This is a genomic window from Clostridium sp. AM34-11AC (genome assembly GCF_003435375.1).
Classification (GTDB): domain Bacteria; phylum Bacillota; class Clostridia; order Lachnospirales; family Lachnospiraceae; genus Pilosibacter; species Pilosibacter fragilis.
This window is the reverse complement of record NZ_QWGL01000032.1, coordinates 1-21724: the sequence shown is the minus strand read 5'-3', so window position 1 is coordinate 21724 and position 21724 is coordinate 1. Positions and strand designations below refer to the sequence as shown.

Annotated in this window: 18 protein-coding genes; 15 read left to right on the top strand and 3 right to left on the bottom strand. The window is 46.3% G+C overall.

Annotation, left to right across the window (positions count from 1 at the left end; all coding sequences use genetic code 11):
• Positions 1-26 precede the first annotated feature (26 nt).
• Genes DW826_RS14635 through dusB form a run of 3 tightly spaced genes read left to right on the top strand, consistent with a single transcriptional unit; the run spans position 27 to position 2159 of the window.
• Positions 27-398: a DUF6145 family protein gene (locus tag DW826_RS14635; RefSeq protein ID WP_117470040.1), complete on the top strand. Its 372-nt coding sequence runs from the start codon at positions 27-29 to the stop codon at positions 396-398.
• Positions 399-420: 22 nt separating this feature from the next.
• A complete protein-coding gene (locus tag DW826_RS14630; protein ID WP_117503424.1) occupies positions 421-1203 on the top strand; it encodes a hypothetical protein in 783 nt (260 codons plus the stop codon).
• The gene (gene dusB, locus DW826_RS14625) at positions 1200-2159 is read left to right on the top strand and encodes a tRNA dihydrouridine synthase DusB (RefSeq protein ID WP_015552585.1); all 960 of its coding nucleotides are present in this window, start codon (positions 1200-1202) and stop codon (positions 2157-2159) included. The genes DW826_RS14630 and dusB overlap by 4 nt, the downstream gene beginning before the upstream one ends.
• Positions 2160-2279: 120 nt before the next feature.
• On the opposite strand, the gene DW826_RS14620 is transcribed toward dusB, so the two are convergent.
• On the bottom strand, positions 2280-3677 hold the full coding sequence (locus DW826_RS14620) for an ATP-binding protein (protein WP_117553092.1): 1398 nt from the start codon (positions 3675-3677) through the stop codon (positions 2280-2282).
• 298 nt (positions 3678-3975) lie between these two features.
• Positions 3976-4659 carry a GntR family transcriptional regulator gene (locus tag DW826_RS14615; protein WP_117503426.1) on the bottom strand — a complete coding sequence of 228 codons (684 nt, stop codon included), beginning with the start codon at positions 4657-4659 and terminating at the stop codon, positions 3976-3978.
• Between the two features lie 334 nt (positions 4660-4993).
• On the opposite strand from DW826_RS14615, the gene DW826_RS14610 reads away from it, so the two are divergent.
• From DW826_RS14610 to DW826_RS14565, 10 genes are all read left to right on the top strand, one after another.
• A complete protein-coding gene (locus tag DW826_RS14610) occupies positions 4994-6028 on the top strand; it encodes a zinc-binding alcohol dehydrogenase family protein (protein ID WP_021905262.1) in 1035 nt (344 codons plus the stop codon).
• A gap of 160 nt (positions 6029-6188) precedes the next feature.
• Entirely contained in the window at positions 6189-7292 is a 1104-nt protein-coding gene (locus DW826_RS14605) for a C4-dicarboxylate TRAP transporter substrate-binding protein (RefSeq protein ID WP_117470036.1), read from the top strand.
• An 85-nt stretch (positions 7293-7377) separates the two neighbouring features.
• On the top strand, positions 7378-7887 hold the full coding sequence (locus DW826_RS14600) for a TRAP transporter small permease (RefSeq protein ID WP_021905264.1): 510 nt from the start codon (positions 7378-7380) through the stop codon (positions 7885-7887).
• A complete protein-coding gene (locus DW826_RS14595) occupies positions 7880-9166 on the top strand; it encodes a TRAP transporter large permease (RefSeq protein ID WP_021905265.1) in 1287 nt (428 codons plus the stop codon). The genes DW826_RS14600 and DW826_RS14595 overlap by 8 nt, the downstream gene beginning before the upstream one ends.
• 420 nt (positions 9167-9586) lie before the next feature.
• A complete protein-coding gene (locus tag DW826_RS14590; protein ID WP_117553091.1) occupies positions 9587-10690 on the top strand; it encodes a C4-dicarboxylate TRAP transporter substrate-binding protein in 1104 nt (367 codons plus the stop codon).
• 85 nt (positions 10691-10775) lie between these two features.
• Positions 10776-11306 carry a TRAP transporter small permease subunit gene (locus DW826_RS14585; RefSeq protein ID WP_117503429.1) on the top strand — a complete coding sequence of 177 codons (531 nt, stop codon included), beginning with the start codon at positions 10776-10778 and terminating at the stop codon, positions 11304-11306.
• Positions 11306-12592 carry a TRAP transporter large permease gene (locus tag DW826_RS14580; RefSeq protein WP_015552576.1) on the top strand — a complete coding sequence of 429 codons (1287 nt, stop codon included), beginning with the start codon at positions 11306-11308 and terminating at the stop codon, positions 12590-12592. The genes DW826_RS14585 and DW826_RS14580 overlap by 1 nt, the downstream gene beginning before the upstream one ends.
• Before the next feature lie 80 nt (positions 12593-12672).
• A complete protein-coding gene (locus tag DW826_RS14575; RefSeq protein WP_015552575.1) occupies positions 12673-13956 on the top strand; it encodes a lactate racemase domain-containing protein in 1284 nt (427 codons plus the stop codon).
• A gap of 114 nt (positions 13957-14070) precedes the next feature.
• Positions 14071-15570: a tagaturonate reductase gene (locus tag DW826_RS14570; RefSeq protein WP_117553090.1), complete on the top strand. Its 1500-nt coding sequence runs from the start codon at positions 14071-14073 to the stop codon at positions 15568-15570.
• 7 nt (positions 15571-15577) lie between these two features.
• Positions 15578-17056 (top strand): altronate dehydratase family protein, encoded by a 1479-nt coding sequence (locus DW826_RS14565; protein ID WP_117553089.1) that lies wholly within the window; start codon positions 15578-15580, stop codon positions 17054-17056.
• 419 nt (positions 17057-17475) lie between these two features.
• Here DW826_RS14565 and DW826_RS14560 read toward each other — a convergent pair whose 3' ends face one another.
• Positions 17476-19098 (bottom strand): flotillin family protein, encoded by a 1623-nt coding sequence (locus tag DW826_RS14560; protein ID WP_117553097.1) that lies wholly within the window; start codon positions 19096-19098, stop codon positions 17476-17478.
• A 442-nt stretch (positions 19099-19540) separates the two neighbouring features.
• Between DW826_RS14560 and DW826_RS14555 the strand changes: the two genes are divergently transcribed.
• Complete coding sequence (locus DW826_RS14555) at positions 19541-21097, top strand: hypothetical protein (protein ID WP_117553088.1); 1557 nt, start codon at positions 19541-19543, stop codon at positions 21095-21097.
• Positions 21098-21352, top strand: a complete 255-nt coding sequence (locus DW826_RS14550) for a hypothetical protein (protein WP_015552571.1) — start codon at positions 21098-21100, stop codon at positions 21350-21352.
• Positions 21353-21724: the final 372 nt, after the last annotated feature.

Here is a 21724-nt window from a genome sequence, read left to right as displayed (position 1 = left end):
GACAGGAAACGGAGCAAACATATATCATGGCAGAAAACAACAATAAACAGGAAAACATTATCCTCTGCGGCGCAAACTCATACCAGCAGAAATATTACTTCAACGAAAAATTCAAACTTCTTCCGGAAAACATCAAAAAGGAACTTCAGATCATGTGCGTCCTCTTTACTGAGGATGTGGGCGGCATCCTCTTCCTCGAATTCACCCCGGAAGGAAACCTCGAGTTCCGTGTGGAAGCGGAGGATCAGGATTATCTCTTCGATGAGATCGGAAGTGGTCTTAAGATCCGCCAGTACCAGAGAGAAAAGAAGGAACTTTTAGAATCTCTGGAGTTATTCTACCGTGTGGTATTTCTCGGCGGCAAGCTGGAAGACCAGCTGGAAAAAGAGGGAGAATAACACCGGTATCGGAGGAAACGATATGAGAAGAGCAGGCTGGAAATGCATACGAAACAAAATAAGCATCTGTGCGGGATATGTTTATAAGGGAAAAGCGAGGAAAACGATGATGGCGGCAGCGATCGGAATTGGAGGTGCTGTACTTTTGAGTCTTACAGACTCCGGAACAGCAGGGATGACTGCCTATGCTTTCAACATTGGTCCGGGCATGGAGGATCACGATATCATATATTATCAGGAGCAGCCGGAAAACAACCCGGCCTACAACAACGGCTGGACTTCCAATGTCGGCCCCGGAGCGTCCGGTTCCAATCCGGGCGGCGGACTCGACAGCGAGAAAGATTACGTGTACTCGAAAGGCCCGGGAAACGAGGCGGCACAGCAGTACGCAAAAACAGAAAACAGCACGATCTACATCCACAATACCTACCGCGGCGGCAGCTGGAGACAGCGGGCTGACGGGAAATGGGCCTTATATAAGCCGGACGGAAATCCGGTCTCGAGTCAGTGGGGCTATGTAGATGGAAAGACATATCTGTTGGATATGTATGGAATCATGCAGACCGGCTGGCAGAATGTCAATGGAAACTGGTACTATTTAAACAGCAAAGGAGCTATGCAGACGGGCTGGCTCTTGAAAGAAGGAAAATATTATTTCCTGAACACGGACGGAACGATGGCATACGGATGGGTCAACTCTCAGGGCAGCTGGTATTACTTCCAGAAACCAGACGGAGACATGTTAACCAACGCTTATGCGCCGGACGGACGGTACGTAAACGCAGAGGGAGTTTTGATTCAATGACGTTAAAAATCGGAAATGTGGAACTTGAAAACAATGTGATCCTCGCCCCGATGGCGGGCGTGACGGACATGCCGTACCGGATCCTCTGCAGGGAGCAGGGAGCAGGTCTGGTGTGCATGGAGATGGTGAGCGCGAAGGCGATCCTCTACAAGAATAAAAATACTCAGGAGCTCTTAAAGGTGGATGAGCGGGAGCGTCCCGTGTCCCTGCAGCTTTTTGGCTCTGATCCGGATATTGTAGCGGATATCGCGGCGAGCCTGGAGGATGGTCCATACGATATTTTCGATATCAACATGGGCTGCCCGGTGCCGAAGATCGTTAAGAATGGTGAAGGCTCTGCCCTTATGAGAAATCCGAAGCTGGTGGAGGAAATCCTCACGAAACTCGTGAAAGCGGTGAAAAAGCCGGTGACTGTGAAATTCCGCAAGGGCTTTGACGATACCTGCATCAACGCCGTGGAGATCGCAAAGATCGCCGAGAGTGCCGGTGTGGCGGCGGTGGCTGTCCATGGTAGAACGAGAGAGCAGTATTACTCTGGAAAAGCTGACTGGAATATCATCCGCGAGGTCAAAAAAGCTGTGAAGATCCCGGTAATCGGAAACGGAGATGTCTTTACACCGCAGGATGCGAAGCGCCTTGTGGAGGAGACGGGCTGTGACGGGATCATGGTGGCCCGGGGTGCGAAGGGAAATCCGTGGATCTTTAAGCAGATCACCCACTATCTCGAAACGGGCGAGCTTCTCCCGAGACCTTCCGTGGAGGAGCTGAAAGCCATGATCCTGCGCCATGGCCAGATGATGATGGAGTTTAAAGGCGAGCTCGCGGGAATGCGGGAGATGCGGAAGCACGTCGCCTGGTATACCGCCGGGTATCCGAATTCTGCGGCATTAAGAAATGAGATCAATTCGGTTGCGACACTGGAGGAGCTGACGGAATTGATCGGGACGAGATTATAAGGAATATCAAAGGGAGATCCGAAGGATAACGGATCTCCCTTTATTCTTGCGTAACAGGGAATTCTGTGAAATTCCCTGTTACAAAAAGGCACATTCTATAAAAAATGGGGGGTGATTCGCCTATTGACAACTGCCATAGATATCTGAATAGGAGACGAGAGTCACGTTTCCGAGTTTTTCGGCCATTTCCGTACATCCACTTGTAAAACCGTTTTTCGAAAACAGAAACAGATGTGTGGAGTTGTAGTGGAAAAGCTGGCTTCGATGGACAAGGAGCTCGAGGACACCGGAATCAACGAGATCGTTTGTCCATTTGCATTCGCAAAACAAGGCTGTATTCTTGTCCTGCTCTCCCATGATGTCGATTTCTGTTTGCGCATGTGTGGCTGGATCAGTTCCCCACCAACGCCCAAGCTCCTTGAAGAAAACAGGAGATTTTCCATTTAAGAGCAGCTGCCATAAATATTGGGTGCAGATATCTTCAAAGATTTTTCCCATATAGTCGGAAAGCTGAGGTCTGATCCTCTGATAGGCCAGATCAGATGCGCCGCGGACGATCAGGGAGGCATTATCAGGAATAAACCGGTACCAGAAGCGGAACATGTTGTCCTCAACCGTGTAAATTGTTTTTTTGGAGTTCTTTTCCCCGTAAGGTGTTTCGCGGCGAATTAGTCCCAGAGAGATCAGATTTTTTAAATAAGCAGTACAGGTGCTGCTGTTTTCGCCGACTTTTGTGCTGATTTCCGATAGCTTGGAAGCTCCGGAAGCAATCGCTGAGATAATTGCGTTATATAGCGATGGTTCGCGTACTTCCTGTTTGAGAAGATTTTCAGGTTCCTCGAAGAGGGCGGAGGATGAATTTAAAAATGTATTTTTTATGTTTTCATCAACACTCATGGAATCATCCATCTGAAGAAGATATTGCGGGGTTCCACCGGCAATCCCGTAAATCAGGGCACAGTCAGATGGAGAAAAATTTCTGAAATAGCGGCATGTTTCAAAAAAGTTAAAGGGTAAGATCTTAAACTGTGCGGTTCGCCGCCCGTACAGGGGGGCTTTATATGCCAGCACATGATCCTCCATATAAGACATGGAGGAACCGCAAAGGATCAGCATGAGTTTTGAGCGATCTTTATATTGGTCGATTAACAGCTGGAGTACAGAAGAAAAGCTTTTTGATGATCGTGCAACATAAGGATATTCATCAATAACAAGGATGATCCGTTCCTGTTCTGAACGTCTAAAAACATACTCTAATGCTGACTGGAAGGTAAGAAAGACAGATTCAGCAGGATTACGACTGTCTGATTCCAGAATACTTCTGCTAAAGTTTTCAAGGTTCTGCTTTGCGTTGCTTTCAATTCCCATAAAATAAATAGAATTTTTATCTTTAATAAAATGGCTGAGCAATGCGGTTTTTCCAACCCGGCGTCGTCCGTAGACAACTGCAAATTCAAATTTATCCGATCGATATAGTTTTTCAAGAGAGGACAGCTCTCTTTCTCTTCCAATGAACATGATTTCACCTCCGGCTGTTGAACATGTGATCAGAGTACAAACAGGCAAAAGACTGAATGGTTATATCTTAATTATAGCCGATAATATGCTCATCGTCAAATACAAAAAAGTCATTTACATTTTACTTAATCATAAATTAGTTAATTATAATTAAGTAAAATGTATTAAAGAAAATTTACACTGTTTACACGACATACGGACAATAAAACAGTTGTTATCATAGCAAATTTGAAAGAATAAAAAATCCGGATCTGGTTTCTCAGAAGATAACAGATCCGGATTTTGTGGTTTTGAGTGTTTAAAGGGTCATACGATGTGCAAGGCTGCTTACCTCGGAATCAGCGACGAGACGGAACGCGGAAGCTTTTGAACGTTCCAGGTGGTAGATGAGCCGCTCCGCGGCCTTTTCCCAGTCACCCTCCAGACATGGTTCCACGATCGCCGTGTGCTCCTTGAAGGTCGCCTCCAGGCGGAAATTCGAAACATTTCCAGTCATATATCGGAAACGCTCATTCTGTGTCTGGATCGTATCGTAGCTTCTGTTGATAAATTCATTCGGGCAGGCGGACATGAGGAACGCGTGAAAACGGTAATCGAGGTCGTAGAAGAAATCTTTGTCACGATATAGTTCTTTTTCGGGATCCCATTTTTGAAAGATCTCATAGAATTCTTTCAGTTTGGAAACTGAAAGATTTACACCATAATGGGTCAGGATGTATGGCTCATACAGCATTCGGACTTCAAAGGTCATATCAATGTCATTTAATGTCAGAGGACGAACGAGAATTCCGCATTTCGGGCGGATTTCCAAAAGACCTTCCTGTTCGAGACGTCCCAAGGCATCGCGGACAGGCGTCCGGCTTAAGGAGAGCTCTGTTGTCAACTGTTCTTCATTCAAAAAAGTACCCGGCGCATACTGACAAGTCACGATTTTATTTCGGATTGTATTGTATGCAAGGGTTTTCAGATTTATTTTAGGCATAATGGACTCCTGTTTCCGTGAGATAGAGTGGCAGCAACAGACCCGTCAGGTTTTCGAACACCGGATTCTGAATGCAATGTATTCATATTATCATAAAACAAGGCACATTTCAAGAAAGGAAAATCAAAATTCCCGAAATAGTCAACTGGCAATTTGCACAAGTCTGGAATCTGGATTTTGTTGAAATGGACAAATCACATATAACTTTCTTAACAATTATTGACAGCAACGTGAAAAGTATTATAATCTGTTGTATACAACAAAGAATACAACAACTATGATTTTGAGAAAACTATACAGCTGGTAAAATCGTAAAATTAAGGAGGAAACAACGATGAAAGCAATGTATATTGACGCACCGGGTCAGGTTTCTATTAAAGATGTAGAGATGCCGGTAAGAAAAGAAGGAGAAGTTTTATTAAAGATCCTTTATGGTGGAATCTGCGGAAGCGATCTTGGTTCCTACCGTGGAACATTCGCATATTTTGATTACCCGAGAATCCCGGGCCACGAGTTCTCCGCTGAGGTTATCGAGGCAGATGAGAACAACGCGTATGGCATCAAGCCGGGAATGATCGTAACCTGCAACCCGTACTTCAACTGCGGACACTGCTATTCCTGCGAGCACGGAATCGTAAACGCATGTATGGACAACCAGACCATGGGATGTCAGAGAGACGGTGCTTTCCAGGAGTACATCACAATGCCGATCGAGCGTGTGTATGACGGTAAGGGAATGGACGCAAAGACACTTGCAGCAATCGAGCCGTTCTGCATCAGCTACCATGGTGTGAGCCGTGCAAACGTAAAAGAGGGAGACAAAGTCCTTGTAGTCGGCGCCGGTACGATCGGTGTTCTCGCAGCGATCGCAGCAAAAGCGAAGGGCGCTACCGTTTACATCTCCGATGTATCCGCAGGTAAGCTTGAGATGGCAAAGGACTTCGGTGTTGACGGAACCTTATTAAATGATTCTCCAGAAAACTTCGAGAAAGGTGTTGCTGAGATCACAAACGGCAACGGTTTTGATGTGACGATCGAGGCTGTTGGTCTTCCGTCCACATTCCAGAACTGTATCGATGCCTGCTGCTTCGGTGGCCGCATGGTTCTGATCGGAGTCGGCAAGAAGAACCTTGACTTCAACTTCACACTGATCCAGAAGAAGGAATTAAATGTATTCGGTTCCAGAAACGCATTAAAGAAGGACTTCTTAGAGCTGATCGATATCGTGAACGCAGGCAAGGCACCGCTCCACAAGATCATCACAAATACATATGCGTTTGATGATGCTGCAAAGGCATTCGATGACTTTGCGCACAACCCGGGCGATATGTTAAAGGTTGTATTTGATTTTTCCAAGATTTCCAAATAATATGGAATGTTTGCTAAAATAGTGGTAAAATGAATTCACTTTTCAGACACCATTAAAATTAGAACCTTTCCCCGCGCAACGGGGTGAGAGAGCCTTCCGGCTGGTGGGGATCAGACGGAAGGCTTAAATAAATGTTTAATACATTACGGAGGGAAACATTATGAAACTCAAAAAAGTTATGGCATTAACCATGGCAGGTGCTATGGCAGCAACAACACTTACCGCTTGCGGAAGCAGCTCTTCCACAACAGAGACAACAAAGGCAGCTGAGACAACAGCAGCCGCAGCAGCAGATACTACAGCAGCTGCAGCAGCAGATAACGGTTCTTCCGATGCTGAGACAGTTCTTCAGGTCGCTTTCGAGAACTCCATTTCCGAGCCGGTTGGACAGGGCTGGGAGAAAGCTCAGGAGATCATCAAAGAGAAATCCGGCGGCAAGATGGCAATCGAGATCTACCCGGATTCCCAGCTTGGTGATAAGTCTTCCTTAATCGACTCCATGCTTCTCGGCGAGAATGTCTGCACACTTGCAGATGGTGCTTTCTATGCTGACTACGGTGTACCGGATTTCGGTATCGTATTCGGACCGTTCCTGTTCGATTCCTGGGATCAGGTTTGGAAACTGGTTGATTCCGACTGGTACAAAGAGCAGTGTGGCAAGCTTGAAGAAAAAGGCTTAAAGATCATCGCTTCCAACTGGATCTACGGTGAGAGACATACTCTTACAAACGTTCCGGTCAACACAGTTGATGACTTAAAGGGATTAAAGATCCGTGTTCCGTCCAACGAGATCCAGTCCAAGGGCTTCGATGTACTTGGCGCAACATCCACAGGTATGGCACTTGGAGATGTTTATCAGGCTCTTCAGACAAAGACCATCGACGGTGCTGAGAACCCGCTTGCAACTCTGTACGGCAGAAAGCTTCACGAGGTTGCTAAATACTTAATCCTTGACGGACATGTAAAGAACTTCACAACATGGGTTGTATCCGCTGACTGGTTCAACAGCCTTCCGGAAGAGCAGCAGACATGGTTACTTGAGACAGCAGAAGAAGCTGGTGAGTACAACAACGAAGTACAGCAGGCTGCTGACGCTGAGTACCTTCAGAAGATGAAAGACGAAGGCGTAACTGTTGTTGAGCCGTCCGAGGAAGTTCTTGCCGGATTCAAGGAGAAAGCACAGCCGTTCTATGAGATGGGGGCTGACTTTGGCTGGAGCGATGGCCTCTATGACACAGTTAAAAAGGCTATGGGTGCTGAATAATCCATTTTGCAGTAAATGCATAAAGTAACTGTTCCCGGCGGATCTGTCCGCCGGGGCAGTTTCCCTGATAGGAGTCTGAAAATCTATGGAGAAGAAAGAAAATAAAGCTTCAGCGATCCTGATGAACATTGACATCGTTGTCGCTTCCATTATTCTTGCGATCCTGATCGTCCTGACATTCCTCGGCGTTGTATGGAGATATATCTTCAACGCGCCATTTACATGGCTTGAGGAGGTTCAGACCTCATGTATGGTCTGGATCGTATTTGCAGGCGCAGGTGCAGCATTCCGCTCCGGCAACCATGTTGCGATCGAGATGATCGTCGACCTGATGCCGAAGAGCATGCAGAAGATCATGGAAATCCTGATTTCCATCGTAGTTGTAGTCGTAATCGGATATCTGTTCATGCAGAGTATCGGTTTCATCCAGGTGTTCGTAAAGAGCGGACGTTCCACCAGTATGTTAAAAATTCCGTATTCCTGGGTATACGGTATCGCGATCGTATCCTATTTTGATATGATCATCAGCTATTTCTACGCCCTGTTCCACGGCGTAAAATCTGAGGCAAAGGAGGCAGCAAGCAGCAATGAGTAATGTGTTAATGTTATCTGCAATTGTGATGCTGGTCCTTCTTTTCTTCAAGGTTCCGGTATTTATTGCCGTCCTCGGCGGTTCCATGGTTTACTTCGTTATGAACCCGGGAATCAATACCGTTATCTTTGCCCAGCAGGCAATCATTGGTACTGAGAAAATTTCCCTTATGGCGATCCCGTTCTTCGTTTGTGCCGGTATCTTCATGAACTACACCGGTGTTACAAAGAGGATCATGGATTTCTGTGAGGTTGTAACAGGACGTCTTCCTGGCGGTCTCGCACAGGTAAACGTACTTTTATCCACCGTTATGGGCGGACTTTCCGGATCCAACATCGCCGATGCAGCGATGGAGTCCAAAATGATGGTTCCGGAGATGACAAAGAAGGGCTTCTCTCTGGAGTTTTCCAGTGTTGTAACAGCCGCTTCCTCCATGATCACACCGCTGATCCCGCCGGGAATCGCAATGATCCTTTACGGATGTATCGCGAACGTTTCCATCGGTAAACTGTTTATTTCCGGTTTCGGTGTCGGAGGTCTTCTCTGCGTTTCCATGATGATCCTTGTAGGAGTGATCTCCAAGAAACGTGGCTATGGTCTTTTAACAACAGAAAAATTAACCTGGTCCAAATTCTGGACTGCTTTAAAACCGGCGATTCTGCCGCTGCTTCTTCCGATCATCATCATCGGTGGTATCCGTATCGGTATCTTCACGGCTACCGAGGCCGGAGCTGTAGCGATCCTCTACGCTGCATTCCTTGGTTTTATCTACCATGAGATGCACATCAAGGATATGATCCAGGGCTTAAAGGAGACTGTCTGCACGACAGCTTCCATCATGCTCATCGTATCCGCTGCGTCCGTATTCTCCTGGATCCTCACAAAAGAGAGAATCCCGCAGGCGCTGACAGCATGGATGCTTGCAAACATCCACAGCAAATATGTATTCCTGATCGTTGTAAATATCTTCTTACTGATCGTAGGTATGTTCATCGAAGGTAACGCTTCCATGATCATTCTGGTTCCGCTTCTTGCGCCGATCGCTGCACAGTACGGAATCAACGAGATCCAGTTCGCAATGATCTACATCTTCAATAACGCCATCGGCGCATTATCACCGCCTATGGGAACCCTGATGTTCGTAACCTGCTCTATTACAAAGTGTAAGACCGCGGCATTCATCAAAGAAGCAGTACCGTTCTACATTCTGCTTATTATCAACCTGATGCTCCTTACCTGGGTCGAGCCGTTTACCACATTCCTTGTAAATCTGTTCTATTAAATAAATACATTGCCGTGTAAAATTCTGAGTTTTCGCATGGTGAAGAAAAACCGTCTTATTGCAATGGTTGTATCAACTTATTGCAAAATAAGGCGGTTTTTCAGATATTTATTTAACAAAAATAAAACTTTAAACAATAAAGAATGTCAATTGGCGTTTTGCACAAGGCAAAATGATTGTATTTGTTAAAATAGACTAATTTAGAACGAATTTCGCAAGACTTATTGACAAAAATTTAAAAAGTATTATAATCTGTTGTATACAACAGAAGATACAACAAAGTATATTTTGAGATATGTGCTGAATGACCAAAACATAAAAGCTTCGAAACTTTCCCCTAAAAGGGGTGAAGGATTCTTCTGGCTGATGGGGATCGGACGGGAGAATAAATAAAAGTAATTAAATTACGGAGGGAAAATTATGAAGTTAAGAAAGGTTATGGCATTAACCATGGCAGGAGCTATGGTAGCAACAACACTTACCGCATGTGGAAGCAGTTCTTCCAAAACGGAGACAACAGCAGCAGCTGAAACAACAACCGCAGCAGCAGACGCAACAACCGCAGCAGCAGACGCAGCAGCTCCGGAAGGTACAGTTGTAATTAACGTTGGTTATGAGAACGCTACAACAGAGCCGGCAGCAAAAGCAGTTGAAAAGTGGAAAGAATTAGTTGAGGAGAAATCGAATGGCTCCATTGAGTTAAAGCTTTTCCCGAACTCTGCATTAGGTAAAAAGACAGATCTTATCGACCAGATGGTCATGGGTGAGAATACGATCACAGTTGCTGATGGCGCATTCCTTGCAGATTATGGTGTACCGGATTTTGGTATTTTCTATGCACCGTTCATGTTTGACAACTGGGATGAAGAGTGGGCAGTTATCGACTCTGACTGGTATAAGGATCTTTGTGATCAGCTTGCATCTAAGGGCGGTATCCGTGTTCTGTCCTCCAACTGGATCTACGGTTCCCGTGACATTATGTCCACCAAGCAGATCACAACTCCGGAAGATCTTAAGGGCTTAAAGCTTCGCGTTTCTTCCAATGACTTATCCATCACATCCTTCAATGACCTCGGTGCAGCTTCTGTAGGTATGGATATGGGTGATGTATATCAGGCCCTTCAGGCTGGCACGATCGATGCAGTTGAGAACCCGGTTGTTTCTCTTGCAAACCGTTCCTTCCAGGAAGTTGCAAAATATGTAGTTCGTGATGGACACATCCTTGCAACATCTATGTGGATCTGTGGTGAGTCCTTCTACAACACACTTACAGATGAGCAGAAACAGATCCTTTCTGAATGCGCAGATGAGGCTGGTCTCTACAACAACGAGCTTCAGGATGACGCGACTGAAGATGCTTTAAAGAAGCTTGAGGAAGCTGGCGTAACTGTTACAGAGCTTACAGACGAGCAGAAAGCCGCATGGATCGAGGCTGGACAGTACTTCTACCAGAACGATACAGCGAAGCTTGGCTGGAGTGATGGACTGTATGACACAGTAAAAGCAGCAGCAAAGGCAAACTAATAGTTTCATAAAACAGTCAGCAAACGAGCGGGGGACGGGGATTGCTCCCGATCCCCGCTTTTATATGTCGGCTGGGAGGTAAAACATGGAAAACAAAAAGAACTGGAAAGTCATGCTGCTGAACATTGATGTTGTAATCGCATCTGCAGCAATGGTGCTTCTTGTGGCATTGACATTCTCTGGGGTAATTGCCCGCTATGTTGTGGGCCGCCCGTTCGGCTGGATCGAGGAAGTGCAGGCCGCCTTGATCGTATGGGTTATTTTTGGCGCTGCCGGTGCGGCATATCGTACTGCTAACCATGCGGCTATCGAGATCTTCTATGAAATGTTTCCGAAGATGGTACAGAAGATCCTGAATGTTTTCATTCTTCTGGTCAGCATTGGTACTTTATTATTCTTAGCGAAGACAAGTATTGATTATATCAATATGTTTGCGGCAACTGGACGTAAGACAGCAGTTCTTCATTTATCTTATCAGCTGATCTACTGCCTTACACCGATTTCCTGCATATGGCAGCTTTACAACTTTGTAATCGTTAATTTCTTTGGCTACTCTGAAAAAGAAGTCATTGAATCGATCTCAGAAGAAGAATTCGAGGAGGCGAAAAAGAAATAATGAATCACGTTATTGTTATTGCAGCAATTGCCCTTCTGGTTCTGCTGTTTTTAAAAGTTCCGGTATATATTTCGGTTCTCGCCGCTTCGGTAATTTATTTCATTGGAAGCCCGAATGTGAATTCCATGGTATTTGCACAGCAGGTACTGGCAGGATCACAGGGACTGTCCCTTTTGGCAATTCCGTTCTTCGTTATGGCCGGTGTATTTATGAACTATACAGGCGTTACGAGAAGAATCATGGAGTGCTGTAATGTTTTAACTTCTCGTTGGTATGGTGGACTTGCACAGGTTAACGTTCTGTTATCCACACTTATGGGCGGTTTATCCGGATCCTCTCTGGCAGATGCAGCTATGGAATGTAAAATGCTCGTTCCGTCCATGGAAGCAGAGGGATATTCAAAACCGTTCTCCACGGTAATCACCGCAGCCTCCGGAATGATCGTTCCGTTAATCCCGCCGGGAACCGGACTTATCATTTATGCATGTATCTGTAACATTTCTGTCGGAAAACTTTTCGTCGCTGGAATTGGACCGGGTATCGTTCTGAGCGTTACGTTAATGATCTTTACGCGTTTCGTTTCAAAGAAACGCGGATATATGCCGCATCGTACAACCAAGATTCCGGTAAGCGAGAAATGGGCAGCAATCAAACCAGCTATCTTACCGTTGCTTCTTCCAATTATCATCATTGGCGGTGTTCGTATTGGCGTATTTACTGCAACTGAGGCCGGTACGGTCGCAATTGTTTACGCATTGATACTTGGTATCCTTTATCATGAGATGAAGGTTTCTGATTTCGTTAAGGGCTGCAAGGAAACAGTTACGACAACATCCTCCATTATGCTGATCGTAGCGGCTGCATCCTGCTTCTCCTGGATCCTCACAAAGGAGCAGATTCCGCAGACCCTTGCAAGCTGGATGACAAGCGCGATTTCTAATAAGTTTATATTCCTTCTGATTTGTAACGTATTCCTGATTGTTGTAGGAATGTTTATCGAGGGTAATGCCTCCATGATTGTACTTGCTCCTCTTTTACACCCGGTAGCTGTTGCGTTTGGTATCGATCCGGTACACTTTGCAATGGTTTATATTTTCAACTGTACGATTGGTGCTTTTACACCGCCTATGGGAACTTTGATGTTTGTAACCTGTGGCGTTACAGGTTGCCGTACAAAGGACTTCATCAAGGAAGCAAAACCGTTCTACCTGTTATTCCTGATCGATATGCTGGTACTTACATACTTCCCGCCGCTTACAACATTCCTGGTTGACCTGATTTACTAATCGTATTAAAATGAACTTTTGCGTACGGGATATATCCCGTACGCAAATTTGCTTGAACTTCACAAAGAAAGGAATCCGTTATGAGAGAAAGACAGTTTGTGGCAGACATGGTAAAGGATACCTACGTTCCTAAAATGTTCCGCGTAAAACAGACTTTTCCGCGTCCAAAGATCGAACCGGAAGAGATCCCAGAAATCATTGAAAATTTACTCAACCAAGAGAAATTTGCTTCCCGTGTAAAGCCGGGAATGCGTATTGCAATCACCGCCGGTTCAAGAGGTATCGCTAATAATGCCCTGACAACAAAGTGCATTGCGGATTTTGTAAAATCCAGAGGCGCACATCCGTTTGTAGTACCGGCCATGGGAAGCCATGGTGGCGCAACTGCAGAAGGACAGAAGGCGATTCTTACTGGTTATGGAATTACAGAAGAATACATTGGCTGCCCAATCATTTCATCCATGGAAGTAAAGAAAATCGGTGTAAATGACGAAGGCGGAGATGTCTATATTGATAAAAATGCGGCAGAAGCAGATGGAATTATTTTAGGGTGCAGAATTAAACCGCATACAGCATTTCGTGGCCCGTACCAGAGTGGTATGATGAAGATGATGGCAATTGGACTTGGAAAACAGTATGGAGCAGAGGTCTGCCACGAGGCAGGATTCAAGAATATGGGCAAGAATGTTCCTTTGTTTGGAAAATGCATCATCAAGAATGCTCCGATCCTGTTTGCTGTTCCGACAATTGAAAATGCATATGATGAGACCTGTAAGATTGTTGCTGTTGCCGCTGAAGATATTGAAGCGTTAGAGCCAGGACTTTTACAGGAGTCAGCAGATCTGATGCCAAGAATCCTTGTGGATTCATGTGATGTGCTGATTGTGGACCAGATCGGCAAGAATTTCAGCGGTGATGGCATGGATCCGAATATTACAGGTACGTTCTGCACTCCGTATGCAACGGGTGGAATTGATGCCCAGCGTGTTGCTGTACTTGATCTGAGTCCGGAAACTCACGGAAACGGAATAGGACTTGGATATTCCAGTGCAACGACCAAACGTGTATTTGATCAGCTTGACCTTGCTTCCATGTACCCGAATGCAATCACATGTACTGTCCTTGGAGGCGTTCGTATTCCGATTGTTATGGAAAGCGATAAAGAATGCATTCAGGTATGCATCAGAAGCTGCAATGAGATCGATAAAAAGAATCCGCGTGTTGTCAGAATTCATAATAGCCTTCATATTGATCATATCTGGCTGTCTGAATCTTACTGGGAAGAGGCTCATCATATTCCGGGAATGACGATTGAGTCCGAGCCTGAAGAGATGCCGTTTGATGAAGACGGAAATATGTGGTAAACAACAGCTTTCGATTAAATTATATAGTTTTCAATAAGATGGATAGTTCCTTGCATGATATAAGGAATATTACCCCAATACATTATAAATAATATAGAAAGGATTATAAGAGTTATGGAACGCTTAAATTATGATGTTCTCAAAAAATCTGGTTATGATGGATATGTATTAAAGGATGCACCTGAGAAGGTTCTTCAGTTCGGTGAGGGAAACTTCCTTCGTGCTTTCGTAGATTACTGGTTTGATCTTGCAAATGAAAAAGCAGGCTGGAACGGAAAATGCTGTCTGGTACAGCCGATCGCCCCGGGTCTCGCAAAGATGATCAACGAGCAGGAAGGTCTCTATACTCTGTACCTCCGCGGAAGCGAGAACGGACAGAAGGTAGACGCTAAGAGAGTGATCTCCAGCGTAAACCGCTGCTTAAATCCCTATGAAAAAGAAGACTACGAGAAGATGATGGCAGTTGCGGCAAGCGACGACCTTGAGATCATCGTTTCCAACACAACAGAGGCCGGTATCCAGTACGATCCGTCCTGTAAGCAGGATGACTGCCCGCCGTCCAGCTTCCCGGCAAAATTAACTCAGGTTCTTTATCATCGTTACAAAGCAGGAAAGAAAGGTATCATCATGCTTGCCTGCGAGCTGATCGACAACAACGGTAAAGAGCTCTTAAAGTGCGTAAACCAGTACATCGAGCAGTGGGGACTTGAGGACGGATTCAAGAAGTACGTAAATGAAGACTGCACATTCTGCGGTTCCTTAGTAGACCGTATCGTTCCGGGCCGTATCAAAGACGCAAACGAAGTTGCTGAGCTTGAGCAGAAGAACGGCTACGCTGACCCGCTTACAGATGTCGGCGAGGTATTCGGCGTCTGGGTCATCGAGGGCGATGAGAAATTAAACGACATTCTTCCGTTCAAGAAAGCAGGTCTTCTTGACAAAGTATTCGTAACACCGGATATGAGCCCGTATAAGAAGAGAAAGGTTAGAATCTTAAACGGTGCGCACACAGGTTTCGTCCTCGGCGCTTACCTTGCAGGAGAGAATATCGTTCGTGACTGCATGCATGACGAGGTCATCAAGGGCTTCATGAACAAGATGCTCTACGATGAGGTTATCCCGACACTCCCGCTTGACAAGAACGACTTAATGCAGTTCGCGTCCGCAGTACAGGATCGTTTCAACAACCCGTTCGTTGACCATGAGTTAATGAGCATTTCCTTAAACTCCACATCTAAGTGGAAAGCAAGAAATATGCCGTCCTTCCTTGAGTACATCAAAGAGACAGGTAAGCTTCCGGAGTGCCTGACCATGTCCTTAGCGGCTTATATCGCATTCTACAGCAATGACATCCAGGCTCTGACAGACGCAGGTCTTGTTTGCAAGCGTCCGGCCGGCAACGAGTACACCGTAAGCGATGACAGATGGGCACTTGAGTTCTACTATGCGCACAAGGATGACTCCGCAGAGGCTCTTGTAAACGCAGTTCTCACAAACGAGAAGATGTGGGATCAGGATCTCACAAAGATTGCTGGTCTTGAGGAGAAAGTTGTCGCTGACCTTAAGAAGATTCGCACGGAAGGAGCAAAGGCTGCATTTGCAAGCTGCCTTTAATTAACATATGAAAGTAATTCAGATTTCCAGACTGGATAACGTTGCGGTCGCTCTTCACCCGATCAAAAAGGGTGAGGAGGTCACTGCAGGCGGTATCACAGTCACAGCGCTTGAGGACATCCCACAGGGCCACAAGATTGCGTTAAAACCGATCAAAAACGGTGAGAATATCATCAAATACGGCTTTGCCATCGGTCACGCGACAGCAGATGCAGAGGCCGGTGCATGGATGCACACCCACAATGTGAAGACAAATCTGGAAGGAGAGATGGAGTATACCTATACTCCGGCCCTCGACTTCCCGGAAAAAGTTGAGCCGGAGACCTTTATGGGCTTCCGCAGAAAAGACGGCCGCGCGGCGATCCGCAATGAGATCTGGATCATCCCGACCGTAGGCTGTGTCAATGATATCGCAAAGAAAATGGTCCGCGACAATCAGGATCTTGTGAAAGGCACCATTGACGGACTCTATACATTCCCGCATCCGTTCGGCTGCAGCCAGACAGGCGCAGATCATGCACAGACAAGAAAGCTTCTTGCAGCCCTTGTCCGTCATCCGAACGCAGCCGCAGTTCTCGTATTAGGACTTGGCTGTGAGAATCTGACCCACGAGCAGTTCCTGGAAGAGCTTGGCGATTACGACCATGATCGTGTAAAATTCCTGACCTGTCAGGAAGTGGATGATGAGTTTGAGGCAGGAAGAAAGCTTCTCGAGGAATGTTCCGCATACGCGGCACAGTTTGAGAGAGAGCCGATCCCGGTCAGTGAGCTTGTTGTCGGCATGAAGTGCGGAGGTTCCGACGGACTTTCCGGCATCACCGCAAACCCGACTGTCGGACGTTTCAGTGATATGATGGCAGCCAGAGGCGGTTCTACTGTGCTTACAGAGGTTCCGGAGATGTTCGGAGCGGAAGGCTTCTTAATGAACCGCTGTGTCAATAAAGAAGTATTCGACAAAGCTGTCAACATGATCAACGGCTTCAAGAACTACTTTATCAGCCACCACGAGGTCGTATACGACAACCCGAGCCCAGGAAACAAGCAGGGCGGTATCACTACCCTTGAGGATAAATCCTGCGGATGTGTCCAGAAGGGCGGTACAGCTCCGATCATGGATGTTATCGGCTATGGTGATCCGGTAGTCACAAAAGGTCTTAATATGCTTTACGGACCGGGAAATGACCTGGTATCCGCAACAGCCATGACGGCTGCAGGAGCGCATATGATCCTGTTCACAACAGGTCGCGGAACACCGTTCGGTGCACCGGCTCCGACCTTAAAACTGGCGACAAACAGCCAGCTTGCGGAGAGAAAGAAAGGCTGGATCGATTTCGATGCCGGTCCGATCGCTGACGGTGAGACCATCGATGACGCTGCAAAGAGACTTCTGCAGCTTGTGATCGAGGTTGCCGGCGGAAAACAGACAAAGGCTGAGGAGAAAGGCTTCCGCGAGATCTCCATCTTTAAAGACGGTGTTGTGCTGTAATAACAGCTTCACAATTTTTTATGTTTCCCTTATAGAGACACCTGCTTCTGGTCAGAGATGACTGGAAGCGGGTGTCTTTTTTTGAGTAATAGGAAATTCCGAAGAATTCCCTGTTATATAAAAAGGCACTCACGTGCCAATGATATGCACTCGCGCAAGGATGCAGATTGTCGCAAGCGACCGCGCGGGGCGCGGGAATGTGCCAGAGCACATTCATTTTATGGAGCGTCCGAACAAGCTGCTTGCAGCAGGTTCTGTGTGTGGGGCTGTGTGGATCGTCCTATATTAAAAGCCCCCGGCAGTGTCCTGTGAGAGGCACTGCCGGGGGGTAAGTAGGGGGAGTATGGGTATGACGATTGGAATCAGTCTGTAAGTCAACACTTACTAAGTTGAGTAAAGAGCGGGACTATAAAATGTAATTACGGTGTATGATTCTCCGGAACTGTTTCTGCGGCCGATGTGGACGGCATTGCTGAATCACCCGTTCCGGAACTTAAAACGGAAGTATCGGTTTCAGATCCTGCGGCTGCGGGGACTGCGGTTTGTTCACTATGTACAGCCGGGATTGTAAGTCCGCTGACATTAATATTCCGGTTCACCTTCGCGTCATACGTTTGCGCTTTCAGGATATCCCTAAAATCCACACCGGTGGCCTCAGACATAGTATCAAACACCTGCTGCATGACAGCAGCTGTATTTCCGGAGATCTCGCTGACTCCGCTTCCGTTTGTGCCGTTTACACCGCCGGTTCCGTAGATATTGACCTTGTCGATAGAGGACAATGGCTTCGCGATCTCTGCGGCCATCTGCGGCATGATGCCAACTAACATCTCGACGATAGCGGCGTTATTGTACTTCGCGTAAGCTTCCGCTTTTTTCTCCATACCTTCCGCCTCAGCAACGGCTTTTGCCTGGATCGCAGCCGCTTCTGCCTCACCGCGGGCACGGATTCCGGCGGCTTCCTGCTCCGCCTGATATCTTGCGGCATCTGCCTTTGTACGCATGGCTTCCGCCTCTTTTTCTAACTCATATTTTCTGGCTTCCGCCTCACGCTGACGTTTTGCAAGCATGGCAGCCGCTTCCTGCTCGACCTTGTAGCGCTCCGCATCGGCTTTCTTGTTGACTTCCGCGTCTAACTGCTGCTGTTGAACGGCAACTTCCTGCTTCCGAAGTTCTGCTTCGCGCTCTGCCTTTGCGATCTGGGCATTTACGGTAGCTGTCTGGATCGTTTTTTCCTGTTCCTGCTTCTGGATTTCATAAGCAGCGTCCGCTTCCGCTTTCTTCGTGTCGGAGTGCTTCTGAAGCTCTGACTTACGGATCTCCAGCTCATTATTTTTCTCCGCGATCTCTGTCTCCGCAAGTACGCGGGCATCGTTGGCAGATTTGTTCGCTTCTGCCTGGGCGATGGCGATATCGCGGTCTGCCTGAGCTTTTGCGATCGCGGCGTCCTTCTTGATCTTTGAGGTATTGTCGGCACCAAGATCCCGGATCAATCCATTATCGTCAGTGACATTCTGGATATTACAGGACAGGATCTCGATTCCCAGCTTATCCATGTCCTTGGATGCCTTTAGCATAACCTGATCAGAGAAAGAATCACGGTCGGTGTTGATCTCCTTTAAGGAGAGAGTACCGATGATCTCACGCATGTTTCCCTGGAGGGAATCCTGAAGATCCATGGTGATATCCTCGGGTTTCTTATTTAAGAAGTTTTTTGCTGCCAGACGGATCCCTTCCTGGGACGGAGTGATCCGTACCTTGGCAACGGCGTCCACGTTGACATTAATGAAATCATTCGTCGGAACAGACTGTTCCGTCTTGATATCGACGGTCATCTGTCCGAGATATAAACGGTCCATCCGTTCAAAGAACGGGATCCGGATTCCGGAACGTCCGATGAGGATCTTTGCGTCATGCTTAAGACCGGAAATAATATAAGCCTGATCCGGCGGAGCTTTCACGTATCCACATGTGATGAGGACAAGGATCAGAATCAGAATGACTGCAATGGTGATAGGGATGATCAGATGATTCAAATTCATAGAAACTCCTTTCTGGACCTTGACTTTTGTTGCAAAATTCTCATGTGTAACAGAAAAGTTTGAGGAATTTCCTGTCACATAAAAAGGTATATTCCTTTTCGCTAAATTCACAGTATCAGAAAGTATCAGAAAATACAATACGATGCAACAAAGTGTAAGAAAACGTAAGAGGAATGTAATCGGAATGCCATAAAATTGCCACATAGATTACATTTTTCTTAAAACTGAGCGCGGTGGATTGATAGCGGAAGAAGTTATGGTATATTTATAGATAGAAGGATTGGATCGTGTCGAAATATGATATGGACTGGATTGTGGCGGTTGTGGATACGAAAAAACTTCGGATGTTCGGAGACCTAACGCCCACCGAGACAAATTTACTGTTACATACCACCTGAAAGAGGTGGGAGTTTTCGCGACTGAGATAAAAGGGAGGGATCACATGGATACCAGAATCTGGATGCAGGAGTCGTTTTGGGAGAGTGCAGAGGAACAGAGTGTGAAAGATAGTCCGCAGGAAAACGCTGGACATCTCTCAATAGACCAGAATGAAAACGGTGGAAATAAGCTGGTGGATCAAAAGACAAGTCTCTGGCAGCAGACGTATGAGAATATTCTGGTTGGGATGGGATTCTGCGTGATCAAACTGAATTTTCTTCTGTTATATTATATTCTGCCGTTCATAGGAATCCTTATGATATTTGCAGGATTACGGAAATTGAAGCAGGAAGATAAATGGTTTAAGGCGGGGTATGCTGCGGCAGCGATCAACGTTGTGATTACAATGATTTCCATAGTGAGTGGAACTTTTATCAACAGAAGACAAATTTATGATACATATATTTGGCAATTCATGCTCTTATGGGCATTTGCATTGCCGCTGATCATAGCATCCTGCTTTTTCTGCGGCATGCAGACAGAGCTGAAAAAGCGTGAGAAGGAAGCGGACAACAAAATCCTGATCCATTTAGTGATCTGGTATGCAGTCATTATACTGCTTATGAACATGAATGACAGCGGCTGGATCATTGGAATCGCTGTTCTTGCGACATATATTGGAATTCTTGTGGAGTTAAAACATACCGCTGAAGATCTGGAAAAGGCAGGGTATGTATTGGAAGAACCGCCGATGCGTGTCTCCAACGGGAAGTGTGCGGCAGGGGCAGTTGTTCTAACCGTAGCAGGACTTGTAATCGGAACCATATTCTTTGGTTCCTACCATATGAAATGGAACGAGGTGAAAGCACCGCAGGATCCGGCATGCGAGGAGATAAAAACGCATCTGGTCTCGATTGGATTTCCGGAGGATATTCTGGATGATCTGAAGGAGGAAGATCTCTTAGCGTGCAAGAACGCCAGACAGGTACGATTGCAGCAAACGGATTATCCGATCAATGACGGAGAGCAGATCGTCACAAGATCAGAAGGCTACACGCAGTATTCGCGGGAGTATCCTCATAAAGAACTGAGACTCAGTGGAATTGCAGTAGAACTTGAGCAGGAAGGGCACTGGAAGATCATCCATCATTTTCTTTGGAATGAAGATCCGGGCTTTCGCGGGACAGAGGCTTTGCAGCTATATCCGGCATGCCGGGAACGGAATGGTGGCTGGCTCGAAGAAGGAGAGCTGACCGGACAGGTCCTTTATAATAAGAAGGAAATTTCCTATGCCGCGGATTACGCGTCTCTGGAAAACGAGACTTATGATATGGGGCAGAGCTGGCCGTTTTATGAGAGCCGGGAGACGAGCAGTATCTTCGCAGAGTTCTCGATGCCATGGCGCGGGGAGCGGTGCCGTGGATATGTATCTTATGGCATCAGGGAAAAAGAGAAGGACTGGTGGATCGATTCCTGGCTGAACTATACGCATCAGAAGAGCATTCTGCAATATCCGGTTATGACGGCGGCTCAGAACCGCAAAAATGGCAGTTGGACCGATGATCCGGTGTTCATCACGATGCAGGATGCACTGCAGGTATTACCGGAAGGGGAGGTGTAGATGGCTGAGAAGATACGAAAGTTCATGAGATCAGAACGCGGCCGGGCGTTTGTAAATGCCATGTTCATTCTCGCGACCATGGTCAGGGGAAGCGGTATGATGTTTATGGCAGATATTTTCTGGGTCCTCTGGCTGATTTTTTGTATCAGGGAGAGTAAAACGAAAGCGGAGAGAGTAATATATGGATGCTTTGTTGTAGTCGGTGTCGTACTGTTTGGGATGAATTTGTATGGATGGCGGACGATAAGAAGATGATCGGGAAAGCGGCCAGAACCTGAAGATGGTTCTGGCTGAGAGGAAAAACGCATCTCAAAACAATATTTTGTATTTATAAGAATTGATAATAACAAAATGTAGATATTGCACGCACAAAAGAAAAAACTTTGGAAAAAATGGAAAAAACAGTTGACTTTCGGTCTGGGATTTGATATTATAATACTCGCCTTGAGCGACAGGGCAAAACTTATTAAGAGTCATTAAGAAAACTTCTTAATCGCTCGAAAAAAGTTTTAAAAAGTTCTTGACAAACCGGAAACGGTATGATAGAATAAATGAGTTACTGCTGAGAACGAAAGCAACAACGAAGCAAAGTTCCTTGAAAACTGAACAGTATGTAAAACCCTGAAA